At 73.0% G+C, this 18,945-nt stretch carries 17 protein-coding genes; 13 read left to right on the top strand and 4 right to left on the bottom strand.

Annotation, left to right across the window (positions count from 1 at the left end; translation table 11 throughout):
- Positions 1–104 precede the first annotated feature (104 nt).
- Together ABZ318_RS16590 and ABZ318_RS16585 are read left to right on the top strand one after the other, a co-directional pair.
- A complete protein-coding gene (locus ABZ318_RS16590) occupies positions 105–1,658 on the top strand; it encodes a PucR family transcriptional regulator (protein WP_356903170.1) in 1,554 nt (517 codons plus the stop codon).
- A gap of 71 nt (positions 1,659–1,729) precedes the next feature.
- Complete coding sequence (locus tag ABZ318_RS16585) at positions 1,730–2,191, top strand: MarR family transcriptional regulator (RefSeq protein ID WP_356903169.1); 462 nt, start codon at positions 1,730–1,732, stop codon at positions 2,189–2,191.
- Positions 2,192–2,357: 166 nt separating this feature from the next.
- Here the strand turns inward: ABZ318_RS16585 and ABZ318_RS16580 are convergent, their stop codons facing one another.
- The gene (locus ABZ318_RS16580) at positions 2,358–2,552 is read right to left on the bottom strand and encodes a hypothetical protein (RefSeq protein WP_356903168.1); all 195 of its coding nucleotides are present in this window, start codon (positions 2,550–2,552) and stop codon (positions 2,358–2,360) included.
- Between the two features lie 151 nt (positions 2,553–2,703).
- Here ABZ318_RS16580 and ABZ318_RS16575 point away from each other — a divergent pair, with 151 nt between their 5' ends.
- Together ABZ318_RS16575 and ABZ318_RS16570 are read left to right on the top strand one after the other, a co-directional pair.
- On the top strand, positions 2,704–3,672 hold the full coding sequence (locus ABZ318_RS16575; RefSeq protein WP_356903167.1) for an EamA family transporter: 969 nt from the start codon (positions 2,704–2,706) through the stop codon (positions 3,670–3,672).
- A gap of 367 nt (positions 3,673–4,039) precedes the next feature.
- Positions 4,040–5,485 (top strand): aldehyde dehydrogenase family protein, encoded by a 1,446-nt coding sequence (locus ABZ318_RS16570; RefSeq protein ID WP_356903166.1) that lies wholly within the window; start codon positions 4,040–4,042, stop codon positions 5,483–5,485.
- A 73-nt stretch (positions 5,486–5,558) separates the two neighbouring features.
- On the opposite strand, the gene ABZ318_RS16565 is transcribed toward ABZ318_RS16570, so the two are convergent.
- Positions 5,559–5,861, bottom strand: a complete 303-nt coding sequence (locus ABZ318_RS16565) for a putative quinol monooxygenase (RefSeq protein ID WP_356903165.1) — start codon at positions 5,859–5,861, stop codon at positions 5,559–5,561.
- A 132-nt stretch (positions 5,862–5,993) separates the two neighbouring features.
- On the opposite strand from ABZ318_RS16565, the gene ABZ318_RS16560 reads away from it, so the two are divergent.
- The gene (locus ABZ318_RS16560; protein WP_356903164.1) at positions 5,994–7,916 is read left to right on the top strand and encodes an acyl-CoA dehydrogenase family protein; all 1,923 of its coding nucleotides are present in this window, start codon (positions 5,994–5,996) and stop codon (positions 7,914–7,916) included.
- Between the two features lie 7 nt (positions 7,917–7,923).
- On the opposite strand, the gene ABZ318_RS16555 is transcribed toward ABZ318_RS16560, so the two are convergent.
- Complete coding sequence (locus ABZ318_RS16555; protein ID WP_356903163.1) at positions 7,924–8,052, bottom strand: hypothetical protein; 129 nt, start codon at positions 8,050–8,052, stop codon at positions 7,924–7,926.
- A 124-nt stretch (positions 8,053–8,176) separates the two neighbouring features.
- The gene (locus ABZ318_RS16550) at positions 8,177–9,646 is read right to left on the bottom strand and encodes an MFS transporter (RefSeq protein WP_356903161.1); all 1,470 of its coding nucleotides are present in this window, start codon (positions 9,644–9,646) and stop codon (positions 8,177–8,179) included.
- Positions 9,647–9,797: 151 nt separating this feature from the next.
- Between ABZ318_RS16550 and ABZ318_RS16545 the strand changes: the two genes are divergently transcribed.
- The 8 genes from ABZ318_RS16545 to ABZ318_RS16510 all read left to right on the top strand — a co-directional run.
- The gene (locus tag ABZ318_RS16545; RefSeq protein ID WP_356903160.1) at positions 9,798–10,364 is read left to right on the top strand and encodes a TetR/AcrR family transcriptional regulator; all 567 of its coding nucleotides are present in this window, start codon (positions 9,798–9,800) and stop codon (positions 10,362–10,364) included.
- A 151-nt stretch (positions 10,365–10,515) separates the two neighbouring features.
- Positions 10,516–11,751, top strand: a complete 1,236-nt coding sequence (gene aroA / locus ABZ318_RS16540) for a 3-phosphoshikimate 1-carboxyvinyltransferase (protein ID WP_356903159.1) — start codon at positions 10,516–10,518, stop codon at positions 11,749–11,751.
- 34 nt (positions 11,752–11,785) lie between these two features.
- Positions 11,786–13,045: a 1-deoxy-D-xylulose-5-phosphate reductoisomerase gene (gene dxr, locus ABZ318_RS16535; RefSeq protein ID WP_356903158.1), complete on the top strand. Its 1,260-nt coding sequence runs from the start codon at positions 11,786–11,788 to the stop codon at positions 13,043–13,045.
- Positions 13,042–14,352, top strand: coding sequence for a site-2 protease family protein (locus ABZ318_RS16530; RefSeq protein WP_356903157.1), 1,311 nt, complete (start codon positions 13,042–13,044; stop codon positions 14,350–14,352). Before dxr ends, ABZ318_RS16530 begins: the two co-directional genes overlap by 4 nt.
- 102 nt (positions 14,353–14,454) lie before the next feature.
- Positions 14,455–15,612, top strand: a complete 1,158-nt coding sequence (ispG, locus tag ABZ318_RS16525; protein ID WP_356903156.1) for a flavodoxin-dependent (E)-4-hydroxy-3-methylbut-2-enyl-diphosphate synthase — start codon at positions 14,455–14,457, stop codon at positions 15,610–15,612.
- A 131-nt stretch (positions 15,613–15,743) separates the two neighbouring features.
- Positions 15,744–16,589 (top strand): GNAT family N-acetyltransferase, encoded by an 846-nt coding sequence (locus tag ABZ318_RS16520; protein ID WP_356903155.1) that lies wholly within the window; start codon positions 15,744–15,746, stop codon positions 16,587–16,589.
- Positions 16,590–16,631: 42 nt separating this feature from the next.
- Entirely contained in the window at positions 16,632–17,177 is a 546-nt protein-coding gene (locus ABZ318_RS16515; protein ID WP_356903154.1) for a GNAT family N-acetyltransferase, read from the top strand.
- A gap of 71 nt (positions 17,178–17,248) precedes the next feature.
- Positions 17,249–18,945, top strand: a 1,697-nt coding sequence (locus tag ABZ318_RS16510; protein WP_356903153.1) for a proline--tRNA ligase, incomplete at its 3' end; no start/stop codon positions are given.

Below are 18,945 nucleotides of genomic sequence, written 5' to 3'. Positions count from 1 at the left end.
GCCCTGGCACAATCGGGGGCGCCGCTCGGCTGAGCGGCGCCTCCCCGCTTCCGTGCACGGCTCCCCCCGTGCGCGGTCCTCGCTCAAAGGTCCGACGGTCCCCAATGCCGCCCACCCTCGCCTCGCTCGTGCAGCACTCCGCCCTCAAGCTCATCGTCCGCGCGGGTGAGGACCGCCTCGACACCCCCGTCCGCTGGGCCCACGTCAGCGAGCTCGCCGACCCCGTCCCCTACATGGAGGGCGGCGAACTCCTCCTCACGACCGCGCTCACGCTCGACGCGGAGGACCTGGGGGCGATGCGCCGCTATGTGCGGCGGCTGCTCGGCGCCGGGGTGGTCGGGCTCGGCTTCGCGGTGGGCGTCAACTACGAGGAGATCCCGCCGGCCCTGCTCGACGCGGCGCGCGAGGAGCACCTGCCGCTCCTGGAGGTGCCGCGCAGGACCCCGTTCCTGGCCATCAGCAAGGCCGTGTCGGCGGCCATCTCCGCCGACCAGTACCGGGCGGTCACGGCCGGTTTCGAGGCCCAGCGCGAGCTGACCCGCGCCGCGCTCGCCGAGGGCCCGGAGGCCGTCGTCGCCCGGCTCGCCGCGCACGTCGACGGCTGGGCCGCGCTGTACGACGCCTCCGGCACCGTCGTCGCCGTCTCGCCCGACTGGGCGGCGCGCCGGGCCGCCCGGCTCACCCCGGACGTGGAGCGGCTGCGCGAGCGGCCCGCGCCCGCCAGCGCGGTCGTCGGCGGTACGGACGACCGCGTCGAGCTCCAGTCGCTCGGCACCGGGCGCCGGGTGCGCGGCGCCCTCGCCGTCGGCACGGGCGCGCCCCTCGGCACGGCCGAGCGGTACGCGGTGCACTCGGCGATCGCCCTGCTCACCCTCACGACGGAACGTTCCCGCTCGCTCCAGGCGGCGGAGCAGCGGCTCGGCGCGGCGGTGCTGCGCCTGATGCTCGCGGGCCAGCCGGAGCCCGCCCGCGCGGTGGCCGGGGACCTGTACGGAGGGCTGCTCGACGCCCCCTACCGGCTGCTCGTCGCCGAGGCCGCCGGGGGAGAGCCGGCCGGGGAGCCGCCGCTGCCGGTGCTCGCCGAGGCCCTGGAGGCCGCCGCCGCCCGCGCGGGCGAGGCGGTGCTCACCGTCGCCGAGAGCGGGCAGCGGCTCGTCGTCCTCGCCGGGGACGGCGGCGCGGTCGTCGCCGCCTGCGAGGGGTACGCGGAGCGGGAGGCCGAGGACGCCGGCGTGGTGGTCGGGCTCTCCGCCCCGGCGGGCCCGAGCGGCGCGGCAGCCGCGTACAAGCAGGCCGAGCAGGCCCTCTCGGTCGCCCGGCGACGGGGGAGGGCGCTCGTCGAGCACGAGGACCTGGCGGCGGGCTCGGTGCTTCCGCTCCTCGCCGACGACGCCGTCCGCGCCTTCGCCGACGGGATGCTGCGCGCGCTGCGGGAGCACGACGCGACCGGCCGCGGCGATCTGGTGGCCTCGCTGCGCGCCTGGCTCTCCCGGCACGGCCAGTGGGACGCGGCGGCGGCGGACCTGGGCGTCCACCGGCACACGCTGCGCTACCGGATGCGCCGGGTGGAGGAGATCCTCGGCCGCTCGCTGGACGATCCGGACGTCCGGATGGAGCTGTGGCTGGCCCTGAAGGCGACGGGCGAGAGCGGGGAGTAGCCCGGGGCTCCCGGGGTCTCCGGGATCGCCGCCTTGACCTCAACCGCACTCGAGGTCCTAGCTTGGCGATCATGACGACCGCAAGCACCCCGCAGAACGGCACCACCACGCTCGGTCGGCGGCCCATCGCCCTGGTCGCCTGGGGCGCCACCGAGGCGATCCTGCGGCACTCGCAGGCTGCCCTGGCGCGCATCGACATGACCCAGCCGCAGTGGTGGGCGCTCAACAACATCGTCCGGGCCGAGCACGGCCTCACCATGGAGGAGATCCGCGCCCTGGCCGTGCCCTACGGCATGGGCGCCCAGGTGATGGTCCACGCCGCCGATGCCCTCGTGCACCGGGGCTGGCTCGGCATCGGCACGGACGGCCGGCTGACCCTCACGGAGCAGGGCCGCGAGGGCCTGGCGACGGCGAAGGAACACATGGACCGGGTGCGCGCGGACCTCCTCGGCGACATCACGGAGGAGGAGTACGCGACCGCGGTCTCCGTGCTCCAGCGCGTCACCGACAACCTCACCCGGGGGCTGGCGTGAAGGTGCTGGTCACAGCCGTTCGCCGATGGCCGCGACCGGCACGGTCGCCTCGTGGCGAACGGCGAGCCCGTCGCATCTCGTCGCCACCGCGCGGTGGCGCTTGAGCCGGTCGGTCCCACGGGCCGTATCGCTCCGGGAGATCACGCCACGGCGCGCCGGACAGGTCCTAGTCCGAGCCGCCGTCGTCGCCCCCGCCGCCGCGCACGCTCCGGCGCTGTCCGTCGCGGACCACCTCGCCGCCCAGCAGGGTGACGGTGGCGATCGCGCGGACCCAGCGGGGGCCGCCGCGTGCCGCCCAGACCACGGAGGCGCAGCCCGCGACGGCGAGGGCCAGGACGCCGATCAGTACGTAAAGGATCATGCTTACCCCCTGAGGTCATGCGGTCCCGGACATCCTCCCACCCCTCCGCAACGCCTCCGGGAGGCTCTCCGCCGTCCGAATTCCGCTAGTCCTGCCCGGATTCGGGCAGTTTTATTGGCTGTCCGGGCCCCCGCTCCCTACTCTCCTGCTCATGACAAGCCCCGCCGTCGACCCGGCCCCCGAGACCCGTCCGGCCGCCCCCGGACCCCGTACCGCCGCCCCCGCCCCCGCCCGCCGGATCACCGGCGCCGTCTGGGCCGCGCTCGGCATCGTGTACGTCGTCTGGGGGTCCACGTACCTCGGGATCCGGATCGTCGTCGAGACCCTCCCGCCGTTCCTCTCCGGCGGCGCCCGCTTCGTCACCGCCGGCCTGATCCTCGCCGCGATCGTCGCCTGGCGGCAGGGCCCCGCCGCCCTCAGGGTCACCCGCCGGGAACTCGGCTCCGCCGTCCTCGTCGGCCTGCTCCTGATCCTCGGCGGCAACGGCCTCGTCGTCCTCGCCGAGACCTCCATCCCCTCCGGCCTCGCCGCCCTCCTCGTCGCCGCCGTCCCCGTCTGGGTCGTCCTGCTCCGCACGGTCTTCGGCGACCGCCCCGGCCCCGGCGCCTACGGCGGCGTCCTGCTCGGCTTCGCCGGCCTCGGCGTCCTCACCGTCCCCGGCCTCAGCGGCGAGGTGAAGATCGGCGGCGTCCTGCTCGTCCTCGTCGCGGCCCTGCTGTGGTCCGTCGGCTCCGTCTCCTCCGCCCGGCTGCCCATGCCCGCCAACCCCTTCACGGCGAGCGCGTACGAGATGCTGGCCGGCGGCCTCGCCGCGCTCACCCTCGGTCTCCTGCGCGGCGAGCACCACGGCCTCGACCTGGGCGCCGTCTCCGGCCGCTCCTGGGCCGCCCTCGCGTACCTGATCGTCTTCGGCTCGCTCGTCGCCTTCACCGCGTACGCCTGGCTCCTCCAGACCGCGCCGGTCTCCCTCGCCGCCACCTACGCCTACGTGAACCCGGTCGTCGCCGTCCTGCTCGGCGCCCTCGTCCTGAACGAGGCCCTGACCTGGCCGATCCTCCTCGGCGGCGCGATCGTCGTCGGCGGGGTCTGCCTGATCGTCTCGACCGAGCGACGCGGATGATCACCCGTCCCCTGCCCTGAAGCGTTCTCGAAGCGCCGCATCAGGGCCGGGGGCCGCATGACGAACCGGGACGGGACGAGACCGAGCCTTCCGCGACCACGTGGTGGGCCACGCCGACGAACTCGGGGACATGTTCCCGTACGAGGACGGCGTCATCGCCGTGCGCCGGGGCGGCGAGCGGCCCCTCCCGGCGTACGGACGCCGGTGACCCCGGCAGGAGCGGACGCCGGCGACCCCGCTTCGGCCGAAGCGGACAGAGCCGCCACCCCCACTACTCCATACCGGACAAGCCCGCGCCCGCCGTCCCGGCCCTACGGTGTCACCAGAGCAACCGCTCGCACCCCGAAACGGAAAGGGCCGGGACGCAATGACGACCACCCACGCCTTCTGGCTCGCCGGCCGCGAGGCCACCGGCGACGCCACCTTCGACGTCACGAACTCGTACGACGGACGTCTGGTCGGCAAGGTCAGCGTGCCCACCGAGGCCCAGGTCGAGGAGGCCGTCGCCGCCGCGCACGCCGTCGTCGACGAGTTCGCCGCGACCCCGGCGCACGTCCGCGCCGCCGCCCTCGACCACGTGTCGAAGCGGCTCGCCGAGCGCACCGAGGAGATCGCCCAGCTGATCTCCGCCGAGAACGGCAAGCCCATCAAGTGGGCCCGCGGTGAGGTCGGCCGCGCCGTCTCCGTCTTCCGTTTCGCCGCCGAGGAGGCCCGCCGCTGGAACGCCGGCGAGGCCCAGCGCCTGGACACCGAGGCCGGCGGCGCGGGCCGCCTCGCCCTGACCCGCCGCATCCCCAAGGGCGTCGTCCTCGGCATCGCGCCGTTCAACTTCCCGCTGAACCTCAGCGCCCACAAGGTCGCCCCGGCCATCGCCGTCGGCGCCCCCATCATCCTCAAGCCGGCCCCGTCGACGCCGATCTCCTCCCTGATCCTGGGCGAGATCCTGGCCGAGACCGACCTGCCGGCCGGCTCCTGGTCGATCCTGACCGTGCCGAACGACCGCATGCCCGCCCTCGTCCAGGACGAGCGCCTCCCGGTCATCTCCTTCACCGGCTCCGACAAGGTCGGCTACGCCATCCAGCAGTCGGTGCCCCACAAGCACTGCACCCTGGAGCTCGGCGGCAACGCCGCGGCCGTCGTCCTGCCCGACTGGTCCTCCGAGGCCGACCTGGACTGGGCCGCGAGCCGCATCGCGACCTTCTCCAACTACCAGGGCGGCCAGTCCTGCATCTCCGTGCAGCGCGTGATCGCCGACGCCTCGGTCTACGACCGCCTGGTGCCGAAGATCGTCGCCGCCGTCGAGGCGCAGGTCACCGGCGACCCGGCGGACGACGCCACCGACGTCGGCCCGCTGGTCGACGAGGCCGCCGCCCAGCGCGTCGAGTCCTGGGTCGACGAGGCCGTCGCGGCCGGCGCCAAGCTCCTCGCCGGTGGCAAGCGCGAGGGCGCGACCTACGCCCCGACCGTCCTCACCGACCTCCCGGCCGACGTCACGCTGGCCCGCGCCGAGGTCTTCGGCCCGGTCCTGACCATCGCCAAGGTCGACGGCGAGGCCGAGGCCTTCGCCGCGGTCAACGACTCGGACTTCGGCCTCCAGGCCGGTGTCTTCACCCACGACCTGCAGACCGCCTTCCGCGCCCACCGCGCGCTGGAGGTCGGCGGCGTGATCGTCGGCGACGTCCCCTCGTACCGCGCCGACCAGATGCCGTACGGCGGCGCCAAGCGCTCCGGCGTCGGCCGCGAGGGCGTCAAGTACGCCATGGACGACTACACCTACGAGCGCGTGCTCGTCCTGACGGGCCTCGCCCTCTAAGGGGTACCGCCCCACCCGGATCAGGCGGTCCGAGCCCACTGTGCGGGGGCTCGGGCCGCCTTTCTCATGTTCCTCATGCGACGGGGGCGTCCACCAGACGGACGACCTCGGCGGGCCCCGCGCGGAACGCCTTGTTCGCGGCGTCGGCCGCGACCATGTGCGGGGCGACGTCGTGCGCGGCCAGCGCCTCGGCCGAGGCCCAGCGCTCGATCAGGGCGAAGCGGTCGGGATCGTCGGCCACCCGGTGGAGGTCGTACTGCAGGCAGCCGTCCTCCGCCCGTACCAGGGGCGCGAGCGCCTCGAAGGCGGCGACTTGTTCCGCGCCCCGGCCGGGCAGCGTGGCGACGAGGACGACGAGCTTGATCGGCTGAGACATGCCGCGGACCCTACGCGCGGCCGTCCCGTACGGGCGGAGCGTCTCACCAGGAGGACATACCCGGAAGGATCGCCTCCTCTTTCCGGACCCGCCGGTATCGGGTACGACGGACAGGAGCCCAAGGAGGCGTCCATGTCCGCACCCACGCAGCGGCCCAAGGTCACCGAGCGCGAGGCCCGGCAGGTCGCCGAGGCCGCGCGCGAGCAGCACTGGCACAGGCCGAGCTTCGCGAAGGAGCTGTTCCTCGGCCGGTTCCGCCTCGACCTCGTCCACCCGCACCCGCTCCCCGCCGCCGAGGACGTCCGGCGCGGCGAGGCCTTCCTCGCCGTCCTCCGCGACTTCTGCGAGACCCGGATCGACGGCGCCCGCATCGAACGCGAGGCCCGCATCCCCGACGAGACGATCACCGGACTCAAGGAGATCGGCGCCCTCGGGATGAAGATCGACCCGAAGTACGGCGGGCTCGGCCTCACCCAGCTGTACTACAACCGCGCCCTCGCCCTCGTGGGCTCCGCCAGCCCCGCTGTCGGCGCCCTGCTCTCCGCGCATCAGTCGATCGGCGTACCGCAGCCGCTGAAACTCTTCGGCACCCGGGAGCAGAAGGACGCCTTCCTGCCCCGGCTCGCCCGCACCGACCTCTCCGCCTTCCTGCTCACCGAGCCCGACGTCGGCTCCGACCCGGCCCGCCTCGCCACCACCGCCGTACCGGACGGGGACGACTACGTCCTCGACGGCGTGAAGCTGTGGACCACCAACGGCGTCGTCGCCGACCTCCTCGTCGTCATGGCCCGCGTCCCCGCCTCCGAAGGGCACCCCGGCGGCATCACCGCCTTCGTCGTCGAGGCCGACGCGCCCGGCATCACCGTCGAGCACCGCAACGCCTTCATGGGCCTGCGCGGCCTGGAGAACGGCGTCACCCGCTTCCACCGCGTCCGCGTCCCCGCCGGCAACCGCATCGGCCCCGAGGGCGCCGGCCTCAAGATCGCCCTCACCACCCTCAACACCGGCCGGCTCTCCCTCCCCGCCGCCTGCGCGGGCGCCGCCAAATGGTGCCTGAAGATCGCCCGCGAATGGTCCGGCGTCCGCGAGCAGTGGGGCAGGCCCGTCGGCCGCCACGAGGCCGTCGGCACCAAGATCTCCTTCATCGCGGCCACCGCCTTCGCCCTGGAGGCCGTCGTCGACCTCGCCTCCCAGATGGCCGACGAGGACCGCAACGACATCCGCATCGAGGCCGCCCTCGCCAAGCTGTACGGCTCCGAGAAGGCCTGGCTCATCGCCGACGAACTCGTCCAGATCCGGGGCGGCCGCGGCTACGAGACCGCCGACTCCCTCGCCGCCCGCGGCGAACGGGCGGTCCCCGCCGAGCAGTTGCTCCGCGACCTCCGTATCAACCGCATCTTCGAGGGCTCGACGGAGATCATGCACCTGCTGATCGCCCGCGAGGCCGTCGACGCGCACCTCTCCGTCGCCGGCGACCTCATCGACCCCGAGAAGTCGTGGGGGGACAAGGCGAGGGCCGGCGCCCGGGCGGGCGGCTTCTACGCCCGCTGGCTCCCGGGGCTGGTCACCGGTGCCGGACAGCTCCCCGGTTCGTACGGGGAGTTCGGCGCCCTCGCGGGCCACCTCCGGTACGTCGAGCGGACCTCCCGCAAGCTCGCCCGCTCCACCTTCTACGCGATGTCCCGCTGGCAGGGCCGCATGGAGCTCAAGCAGGCCTTCCTCGGGCGGATCGTCGACATCGGCGCGGAACTCTTCGCGATGAGCGCGGCGTGCGTCCGGGCCGAGCTCCTCCGCACCACGACGGACCACGGCCGTGAGGCGTACCAACTCGCCGACGCCTTCTGCCGGCAGGCCCGCCTCCGCACCGACGAACTCTTCACCCGCCTCTGGTCCAACACGGACGACCTCGACCGGCGGATCGTCGACGCGGTGCTCGCGGGGCGGTACGTCTGGCTGGAGTCGGGCGTCGTCGACCCGAGCGGCGAGGGGCCCTGGATCGCGGACGCGCCCCCGGGCCCGTCCCGGAAGGAGAACGTCCACCGCCGCCTCCCCTGACCGTCCGTCACGCCCTCCGCCCCACCGGGGCGGGGAGGCCCCTGGCCGGCTCGACGGCCTCCTCGCGGTCGGCCGCGTCGACGATGAACCAGCCGCCGAGGGTCTCCTCGCCGACGTGCGCGGGTCCGTCGGTCACGGCCGATGTCCCGTCGACCGCCTTGCGCACCGTCGCGGGCGGGTGCGCCGATCTCCAGCGCGGTCCACAGCGCGCCGTCGGGGCCGCCGCAGGAGGTGTACTCGCCCACGGTCCTGGCGAGACGTCAACGACTCTTCAGGGACGCGTCGTTCGACGTGGGGGTCGCCACTGGAGCGGTGGGACGTTCCGGCGCCGCGGAGCCTTCCGCGGACCTGGACCTCGCCAACCACAGGCCGGTGAACACGGCGGTGGCCAAGGTGACGGCGCCGGCCGCGACGAAGGCGCTGTCGAGGCCGGCCTCGAAGGAGGCGCCGCCGGACTGCCGGGTGCGGACGACGGATCCCAGTACCGCCACGCCCAGCACCGCGCCGATCTGCCGGGTGGTACTGCTGATGCCGGAGGCGAGGCCGCCTTCCTGTGGGCCGACCGCTTGGACGGCCGCTCCCGTCAGCGGGGACATGGTCAGGGCGAAGCCGATGCCGACGACTCCCAGCCGCCACCACACGTTCCCGTAGCCGGTGTCCGCGTGCACCGTGCCCAGCGCGAGCAGTCCCAGGCCGGCCAGGGCCAGGCCGACGGTGACCACGACCCGGAAGCCGTACCGGGCGGCGAGCCGGCCCGCGTACGGGCTGACGATCACCATGGCGAGGGACATCGGCAAGGTCTGCAGGCCGGCGCGCAGGATCGAGCTGCCCTGCACGTACACGAAGAACTGGGAGAAGAAGAACGACGAACCCATGAGCGCGAACCCCACCACGACCATGGCGGTGTTGGACACGGTGAACAGCCGCTGCCGGAACAGCCGCAGCGGCAGCATCGGGGCGGGACGACGCGCTTCGACGGCGACGAAGGCGGCGAGGAGGACCACCGCGGCGGTGAGGGCGCCCAGGATCACCGGCGACGTCCAGCCGCGGGCACCCCCCTCGATCAGCCCGTACGTCAGCACCCCCACCCCCAGAACGGACAGCACCGTGCCCGGCACGTCGATCGCGGGGGCGCTCGGATTGCGGGTCTCTTCGAGGCAGCGCAGGCCGGCCAGCAGAAGGACCACGCCGATGGGCAGGTTCACCAGGAAGATGGCGGGCCAGCCGAAGGCGTCCGTCAGCACGCCGCCGGCCACGGGGCCCGCGGCCAGACCGATTCCGCTGAATCCGGCCCACAGCCCGATCGCCCTGAGTCGTTCCTGCGGCACGGGATGGGCGGCGGTGAGCAGGGCGAGCGAGGCGGGGCTCAGTGCCGCGGCCCCGACGCCCTGCAGCACCCGGCCGACGACCAGCCAGCCGAGCGAGGGCGCGAGGCTGCACAGCACCGATGCCGCGGTGAACACCGCCACGCCGGTCAGGTACACCCGCTTGCGGCCGAACCGGTCGGCGAAGACACCGCCGGACAGCAGCAGCATGGCGACCAGCAGGACGTACGCGTCGACGATCCACTGCAGACCGGTCAACCGGGTGTGCAGCCGGTGCTGCATGTCGGGCAGCGCCGCTCCGACGACCGTGTTGTCGAGCAGGACCATGAACTGGCCCAGGCAGGTCACCGCGAGCAGCACGGCCCGGTTCGGTCGACCGCCCGAGGCCGCACGCGACGCAGTCATGGGGATTCCTCTCAGCCGTTGGTGACGCCCGGACGCGGTCGACGCGGGTGGCGATGCGTCTGAGCGCTCTAACGCAGTCGATGACTGCGTTAAGCGACTGTAGGGAGGGTCGCTCCGTAAACGCAAGTCATGACTGCGTTAAGGTGGGGGCATGAACGAGCGACAGCGAGCCCGGCGGCCCGGCGGACGCAGCGCCCGCGTCGGCGCGGAGGTGCACCAGGCCGTCACCGACCTGATCGGCGAGCGCGGCTACGGCAACTTCACCGTCCGAGAGGTCGCGGCCCGCGCGGGCGTGGCCGACAGCAGCATCTACCGCCGGTGGGGGAACCTGGAGACCCTGCTCACCGACGTGGCGCTCACCCGTCTCAACGCGCGGTCGCCGATGCCCGACACCGGGAGCCTCGCCGACGACCTGCGCACTTACGCGGCCCAAGTGGCCCGCGAGATCACCGGACCCGACGGCCCGGCGGTGCTGCACCTCGCCGTCGCCCTGTCCAACAGCGGTCGGCAGGGACTGCGGGCCGGCGCCGACCTCCGCGCCGAACGCACCCGGCAACTGCAGTCCGTGCTCGATCGCGCCCGCGAACGCGGTGAGGCCGCACCCGACGCGCTCGAAGTGCTGGACCACGTCCTGGCCCCGATGTACATCCGCGTCCTGTTCGGCATGGGGCCGCTCACCCGGGACTACACCGACGGGCTGGTCGACCGATTGCTGTGACCGCGCCCCGGTCTCCGGGACCACCCCTCGGACGCGGCGCCCGGGCCCCCGCGTGAGCCCGCCGGTGCGGCGCCCCGCCAGGCGCGGGCCCGGAGGGTCCACGTGGCGGACCGCCCCGCCCCCGCGCCGCAGGTCGCGGCAGGATGGCCCCGTGACCGTCATCGACATCCCCGGCTCCAAGTCCGTCACCGCCCGCGCGCTCTTCCTCGCCGCCGCCGCGGAGGGCACCACCACCCTCCTGCGCCCGCTCGTCTCCGACGACACCGAGGGTTTCGCCGAGGGCCTCGCCGCCCTCGGCTACGGCGTCCGCCGCGAGCCGGACGCCTGGCACATCGAGGGCCGCCCCGCCGGGCCGGGCGCGGAAGAGGCCGACGTGTACTGCCGGGACGGCGCCACGACCGCCCGCTTCCTGCCGACCCTCGCGGCCGCGGGCCACGGCACGTACCGCTTCGACGCCTCGGCGCAGATGCGACGACGCCCCCTCGCCCCTCTGACGACCGCGTTGCGCACCCTGGGCGTCGATCTGCGGCACGGCGACAGGGAGGGCCATCACCCGCTCAGCGTCCACGCCGCCGGCGTGAAGGGCGGCGCGCTCACCCTCGACGCCGGGCAGTCCTCCCAGTACCTGACCGCCCTGCTCATGCTGGGCCCGCTCACGGCCGAGGGCCTCGACGTCACCGTCACGGACCTGGTCTCGGAGCCGTACGTCGAGATCACCCTGGCGATGATGCGGGCCTTCGGGGCCGAGGTCCGGCAGGAAGGCCGCACCTACCGGGTCGCCCCCACCGGCTACCGCGCCCGGACGTACGGCATCGAGCCCGACGCCTCCACCGCCAGCTACTTCTTCGCCGCGGCCGCCCTCCAACCGGGCCGTTCCGTCACCGTCCCCGGCCTCGGGACCGGCGCCCTCCAGGGCGATCTGGCCTTCGTCGACGTGCTGCGCCGCATGGGCGCCGACGTCGAGGTCACCGACACCGCCACCACCGTCCGCTCCACCGGCACCCTGCGCGGTCTCACCATCAACATGCGGGACATCTCGGACACGATGCCGACCCTCGCCGCGATCGCGCCGTTCGCCGACGGGCCCGTCCGCATCGAGGACGTCGCCAACACCCGGGTCAAGGAGTGCGACCGGCTCGACGCCTGCGCCGAGAACCTCCGCCGCCTCGGCGTCACCGTCACCACCGGCCCCGACTGGATCGAGATCCAGCCCGGGACCCCCGCCGGGCCCGTCGAGATCGCCACCCACGGCGACCACCGGATCGTCATGTCCTTCGCGGTCACCGCGCTGCGCACCCCCGGGATCACCTTCGACGACCCCGGCTGCGTGAAGAAGACCTTCCCCGACTTCCACCGGGCCTTCGACGCGTTCGTCCACACCCCGTGAAGACCGCGCGGTCTTTGCGGCAAGAATGGGGGGCATGAGCGACCGCCCCTCTCCTCTCGCCGACCCGCACAGCGTCTTCTCCCCCGTGGATGCAGACGCAGGACGCCGGGACATCGTCGTCCTCGGCTCGACCGGGTCCATCGGCACGCAGGCCATCGACCTGGTGCTGCGCAACCCCGACCGTTTCCGGGTCACCGCCCTGGCCGCCTCCGGCGGCCGGATCGGCCTGCTCGCCGAGCAGGCGCACCGGCTCGGGGTCGCCGCGGTCGCCGTGGCCCGCGAGGAGGCGCTGCCCGAGCTGCGGGAGGCGCTGAAGGCGCTGTACGGCTCCGAGCCCCTGCCCGAGCTCCTCGCGGGGCCGGACGCCGCCGCGCAGCTGGCCGCGTCGCCGTGCCACACCGTCCTCAACGGCATCACCGGCTCCATTGGCCTCGCGCCGACCCTCGCCGCCCTCGAAGCGGGCCGCACCCTCGCCCTCGCCAACAAGGAGTCGCTGATCGTCGGCGGCCCCCTGGTGAAGGCGCTCGCCAAGCCGGGCCAGATCATCCCGGTCGACTCCGAGCACGCGGCCCTCTTCCAGGCGCTCGCCGCCGGCACCCGCGCCGACGTCCGCAAGCTGGTCGTCACGGCCTCCGGCGGCCCCTTCCGCGGCCGGACCAGGGAGCAGCTGGCCGACGTCACCCGCGAGGACGCGCTCGCCCACCCCACCTGGGCCATGGGCCCGGTGATCACGGTCAACAGCGCGACCCTGGTGAACAAGGGCCTGGAGGTCATCGAGGCCCACCTGCTCTACGACATCCCCTTCGACCGCATCGAGGTCGTCGTCCACCCGCAGTCGTACGTCCACTCGATGGTCGAGTTCACGGACGGCTCCACGCTCGCCCAGGCCACCCCGCCGGACATGCGCGGCCCGATCGCCATCGGCATCGGCTGGCCCGAGCGGGTCCCGGACGCGGCCCCCGCCTTCGACTGGTCCAAGGCCTCCACCTGGGAGTTCTTCCCGCTCGACACCGAGGCCTTCCCCTCCGTCGGCCTGGCCCGGCACGTGGGCGAGCTGGGCGGCACCGCCCCCGCCGTCTTCAACGCCGCGAACGAGGAGTGCGTCGAGGCGTTCCTCGCCGGACGGCTGCCGTTCAACGGCATCATGGACACGGTCACCGCGGTCGTCACCGAGCACGGAAATCCCACTCGGGGAACCTCGCTCACGGTGTCGGACGTCCTCGAAGCGGAGACCTGGGCACGGGCCCGGGCCCGAGAGCTCGCAGCGAAGGCAACAGCGGAGGCCCGCGCATGACCGAAATGCTCCTGTACGCCCTGGGCATCGTGCTGTTCGCCCTCGGCCTCCTCGTCTCCATCGCGTGGCACGAGCTCGGCCACCTCTCCACGGCCAAGCTCTTCGGCATCCGCGTGCCGCAGTACATGGTCGGCTTCGGCCCCACGATCTGGTCGAAGAAGCGCGGCGACACCGAGTACGGCCTCAAGGCCATCCCGGCCGGCGGCTACATCCGCATGATCGGCATGTTCCCGCCGGGCAAGGACGGCAGGATCGAGGCCCGCTCCACCTCGCCCTGGCGCTCGATGATCGAGGACGCCCGCGAGGCCTCGTACGAGGAGATCCAGCCGGGCGACGAGACGCGGCTGTTCTACACGCGCAAGCCGTGGAAGCGCGTGATCGTGATGTTCGCCGGACCGTTCATGAACCTGGTCCTGGCGGCGGTGCTGTTCTTCGGCTCGATGATGACGCTGGGCGTCCAGGGGCCGACGACCGAGGTCGCGGGCGTCCAGAAGTGCGTCATCAAGCTCAGCGATAAGCGGCAGAAGTGCGCGGCGGGGGACCCCGTCTCCCCGGCGTTCGCGGCCGGCCTCAGGAACGGGGACAAGATCCTCGCCCTGAACGGCAAGGCGGTGGACGACTGGGACGCCCTCTCCGACAGCATCCGCGCCGCCGCCATCGGCCCCGCCACGCTCACCGTCGAGCGGGACGGGCAGCGGATCGACCTGCACCCCACCCTCGTCTCCAACGAGGTCGAGAAGAAGGACTCCCACGGCAACGTCGTCCGGCCGGTCGCGTACGTCAAGGCCGGCTACCTCGGCTTCCAGCCGAAGTCCGTGGTCGCGCCGCTCAGCTTCGGCGAGACCACGGAGCGGATGACCGACCTCGTGGAGAACGGCGTCCACTCGGTCATCGCCCTGCCCGGCAAGATCCCCGGCCTCTGGGACGCCACCTTCGGCGACGGCAAGCGCGCCGAGGACTCGCCCGTCGGCGTCCTGGGCGCCGCCCGCATCACCGGCGAGCTGATGACCATCGAGGCCCCGAAGACGACGATCCTCGTCAACTTCATGAGCCTGCTCGTGTACTTCAACGTCTCGCTGTTCCTGTTCAACATGCTCCCGCTGCTGCCGCTCGACGGCGGTCACATCGCGGGCGCCCTGTGGGAGTCCGTCCGCCGCCACGCGGCCCGGATCTTCAAGCGCCCCGACCCCGGCCCGTTCGACGTGGCCAAGCTGATGCCCGCCGCCTACGTGGTGGCCGGCGTCTTCGTCTGCTTCACGCTGCTCGTCCTCGCCGCCGACATCGTCAACCCGGTGAAACTGACGTAGTTCCCAGGGGGCCGCACCCGGTGGTGTCCGGCCCCCCGCCCCCGGGGCGGTAACCTCGGAACCCTGAGCCCGCCGACGCACAACCTTGAGGTTGCACTTCAGATGACCGCGATTTCTCTCGGTATCCCGACCGTTCCGACCCGGCTCGCCGAGCGGCGCAAGAGCCGCCAGATCCAGGTCGGCAGCGTGGCCGTCGGCGGTGACGCGCCCGTCTCCGTCCAGTCGATGACGACGACCCGCACCTCCGACATCGGAGCCACGCTCCAGCAGATCGCCGAGCTGACCGCCACCGGCTGCCAGATCGTCCGCGTGGCCTGCCCCACCCAGGACGACGCCGACGCGCTCGCCACGATCGCCCGGAAGTCCTCCATTCCGGTCATCGCCGACATCCACTTCCAGCCGAAGTACGTCTTCGCCGCGATCGACGCGGGCTGCGCCGCCGTCCGCGTCAACCCGGGCAACATCAAGCAGTTCGACGACAAGGTCAAGGAGATCGCCAGGGCCGCGAAGGACGCGGGCACCCCGATCCGCATCGGCGTCAACGCCGGTTCGCTCGACGCCCGCCTCCTGAAGAAGTACGGCAAGGCCACCCCCGAGGCGCTCGTCGAGTCCGCCCTCTGGGAGGCCTCCCTCTTCGAGGAGCACGACTTCCGCGACATCAAGATCTCGGTCAAGCACAACGACCCGGTCGTCATGGTCGAGGCCTACCGCCAGCTCGCCGCCCAGTGCGACTACCCGCTGCACCTCGGCGTCACCGAGGCGGGCCCGGCCTTCCAGGGCACCATCAAGTCGGCCGTCGCCTTCGGCGCCCTGCTCTCCCAGGGCATCGGCGACACCATCCGCGTCTCGCTCTCCGCGCCGCCGGCCGAGGAGATCAAGGTCGGCATCCAGATCCTGGAGTCGCTCAACCTGCGCCAGCGCCGTCTGGAGATCGTCTCCTGCCCGTCCTGCGGCCGTGCCCAGGTCGACGTCTACAAGCTCGCCGAGGAGGTCACCGCCGGCCTCGACGGCATGACCGTCCCCCTGCGCGTCGCCGTCATGGGCTGCGTCGTCAACGGCCCCGGCGAGGCCCGCGAGGCCGACCTCGGCGTCGCCTCCGGCAACGGCAAGGGCCAGATCTTCGTCAAGGGCGAGGTCATCAAGACCGTCCCCGAGTCGAAGATCGTCGAGACCCTCATCGAAGAGGCCCTCAAGATCGCTGAGCAGATGGAGAAGGACGGCGTCGCCAGCGGCGAGCCGACGGTCGCCATCGCCGGCTGACCCGTCCCGGAACCACTCGTGAAGCCCTTCCGCCCTGCCCGGCGGAGGGGCTTCACGGGCGTGACGGGACCCGCCCCAGGACACGGGGGTACAGTGCGGAGACCAGCAGATCCGTCCCGTGAGGCCCCCTCGTGCTGACAGAGACCACCACTCGGGTCCTCGAACCCGCCGACCTCGGCGCCGCCCTCGCCGTCCTGGAGAGCGCCCCCGTCGAGAACGCCTTCGTGACCGCCCGCGTCCAGGTCGCCGGACTCGATCCCTGGCGCCTCGGCGGCGAGATGTGGGGCTGGTACACCGAGGGCAGACTGCGCTCGCTCTGCTACTCCGGCGCCAACCTGGTCCCCGTCTGCGCCACCCCCCAGGCCGTCCGCGCCTTCGCCGACCGGGCCCGCAGGATCGGCCGCCGCTGCTCCTCGATCGTCGGCCCCGCCGAGGCCACCGGCGAACTGTGGCGGCTCCTGGAGCCCAGCTGGGGCCCCGCCAGGGACGTCAGGGCCCGCCAGCCGCTGATGGTCGCCGAGGAGCCCTCCGCCACGGTCGCGCCCGATCCGCTGGTCCGCCGCGTCCGCAAGGACGAGATGGAGGTGATCATGCCCGCCTGCGTGGCCATGTTCACCGAGGAGGTCGGCATCTCCCCGCTTGCCAACGACGGCGGACTGCTCTACCAGGCCCGCGTCGCCGAACTCGTCGGCTCCGGCCGCTCCTTCGCCCGCATCGAGGACGGCAAGGTCGTCTTCAAGGCCGAGATCGGCGCCGCCACCCGCCAGGCCTGCCAGATCCAGGGCGTCTGGGTCGCCCCCGAGCACCGCGGCAAGGGCCTCTCCGAGACGGGCATGGCCGCCGTCCTCAAGTACGCCCTCGCCGACGTCGCCCCCGTCGTCAGCCTGTACGTCAACGACTACAACACCCCGGCGAGGGCCGCGTACCGCCGCGTCGGCTTCCGCGAGACCGGCGCCTTCATGAGCGTCCTGTTCTGACGCGCTGTCCTGAGACGGGCGGGCACTTGTAGGGTGCGCCGCATGGATGACGCAGAGATCGAGATCGGTCCGGTCAATCTCGCCGCCCGGGTGGACGAGGCCCTCGCCGTGCAGGCCGTCGCCTTCGGCCTGGACGCGGGCGAGGTCGCCGTACGCCGCCACATCGTGCTGCGCCACCTCCTCTGCCCCGGCGCCCGCGCCCACGGGGCCACCACCCCCGACGGACGGCTCGTCGGCTTCGTGTACGGGATGCCCAACGACCGCACCCACTGGTGGTCCACCGTCGTCGAGACGTACCTGCGGGCCACCGGCACCGCCGACTGGCTCGACGACTCCTTCGTCATCACCGAACTCCACGTCCACCCCGACTTCCAGGGCCGGGGCGTCGGCCGCGAGCTGATCACCACCATCACCGACGGCGCCGCGGAGCCGCGCTCCATCCTCTCCGCGATCGACATCGACAGCCCCGCCCGCGCCCTCTACCGGGCCCTCGGCTACGTCGACCTCGCCCGCCAGGTCCACTTCCCGAGCGCCCCCCGCCCGTACGCCGTCATGGGCGCATCCCTGCCGCTCAAGCGCCGGAACTGATTTCACCTGCCAGGGGCGGCCCGGTTAACCTCGGGGCCATCACTGTCCGTCCCTTCAGGAGTACGAGAACCATGGCCAACGCACCGGTCCAGCGCATGTCCCAGTTGATGGCGAAGACGCTGCGCGACGACCCGGCGGACGCCGAGGTCCTCAGCCACAAGCTCCTCGTCCGCGCCGGCTACGTCCGCCGCACCGCCGCCGGCATCTGGAGCTGGCTGCCCCTGGGCAAGAAGGTCCTCTCCAACGTCGAGCGCATCGTCCGCGAGGAGATGGACGCCATCGGCGCCCAGGAGGTCTCCCTGCCCGCGCTGCTGCCCCGCGAGCCCTACGAGGCCACCGGCCGCTGGGACGAGTACGGCGCCGAGCTCTTCCGCCTCCAGGACCGCAAGGGCGGCGACTACCTCCTCGGCCCCACCCACGAGGAGATCTTCACCCTCCTGGTCAAGGACCAGTGCTCGTCCTACAAGGACCTGCCGGTCATCCTGTACCAGATCCAGACCAAGTTCCGCGACGAGGCCCGCCCCCGCGCCGGCATCCTGCGCGGCCGCGAGTTCCTCATGAAGGACTCCTACTCCTTCGACACCGAGGACGAGGGCCTCGCGCAGTCCTACGCCCTGCACCGCCAGGCCTACCAGCGCGTCTTCGAGCGCCTCGGCCTCGACTACCGCATCGTCGCCGCCACCGCCGGCGCCATGGGCGGCTCGAAGTCCGAGGAGTTCCTCGCCCCCGCCGAGGCCGGCGAGGACACCTTCGCCGACTGCCCGAACTGCGACTTCGCGGCGAACACGGAAGCGGTGTACCAGGCGGTGAAGCCGGTCGACGGCTCCGCGGTCCCCGCCGCCGAGGAGATCCCGACCCCCGACACCCCCACCATCGAGACGCTCGCCGCCTCGCTGGGCGTGCCCGCCTCCGCGACCCTGAAGAACCTCCTGGTGAAGGTCGACGGCGAGATCGTCGCCATCGGCGTCCCCGGCGACCGCGAGGTCGACATGGACAAGGTCGAGGAGCACTTCGGCCCGACCGCCACGGTCGAGCTGGTGACGGAGGAGGACTTCGCGCAGCGCGCCGACCTCGTCCGCGGCTACGTCGGCCCCCAGGGCCTGGAGAAGGTCACCTACCTCGCCGACCCGCGCGTGGCGCCCGGCACCGCGTGGATCACGGGTGCCAACAAGGAGGGCATGCACGCGAAGAACGTCGTCGCGGGCCGTGACTTCGAGGTCTCCGAGTACGTCGACGTCGTCGTCGTCCAGGAGGGCGACCCGTGCCCCAAGTGCGGCACCGGCCTCAAGCTGGACCGCGCCATCGAGATCGGCCACATCTTCCAGCTGGGCCGCAAGTACGCCGACGCCCTCAAGCTCGACGTCCTCGGCCAGAACGGCAAGCCGGTCCGCGTGACCATGGGCTCGTACGGCATCGGCGTCTCCCGAGCGGTCGCGGCCCTCGCCGAGCAGACCGCCGACGAGAAGGGCCTGTGCTGGCCGGCCGAGGTCGCCCCCGCCGACGTCCACGTCGTCGCCGCCGGCAAGGCGCTCCAGACCGAGCTGGCCCTGGAGGTCTCCGACAAGCTGGCCGCCGCCGGTCTGCGCGTCCTCGTCGACGACCGCGCGGGCGTCTCCCCGGGCGTCAAGTTCACCGACGCGGAGCTCATGGGCGTCCCGAAGATCCTCGTCGCGGGCCGGACGGCGGCTGCGCGCGATCTGGACGCCCGGCCACACCCCCGGGCACGTCTGCCTCCACCTGGAGGAGGAGCACCCCTCCCGGCTGCCCG

The sequence above is a fragment of the Streptomyces sp. NPDC006197 genome, from assembly GCF_040613865.1.
Lineage (GTDB): Bacteria > Actinomycetota > Actinomycetes > Streptomycetales > Streptomycetaceae > Streptomyces.
The sequence above is the reverse complement of the archived record's forward strand: the minus strand, read 5'-3'. Positions and strand labels throughout refer to the sequence as shown.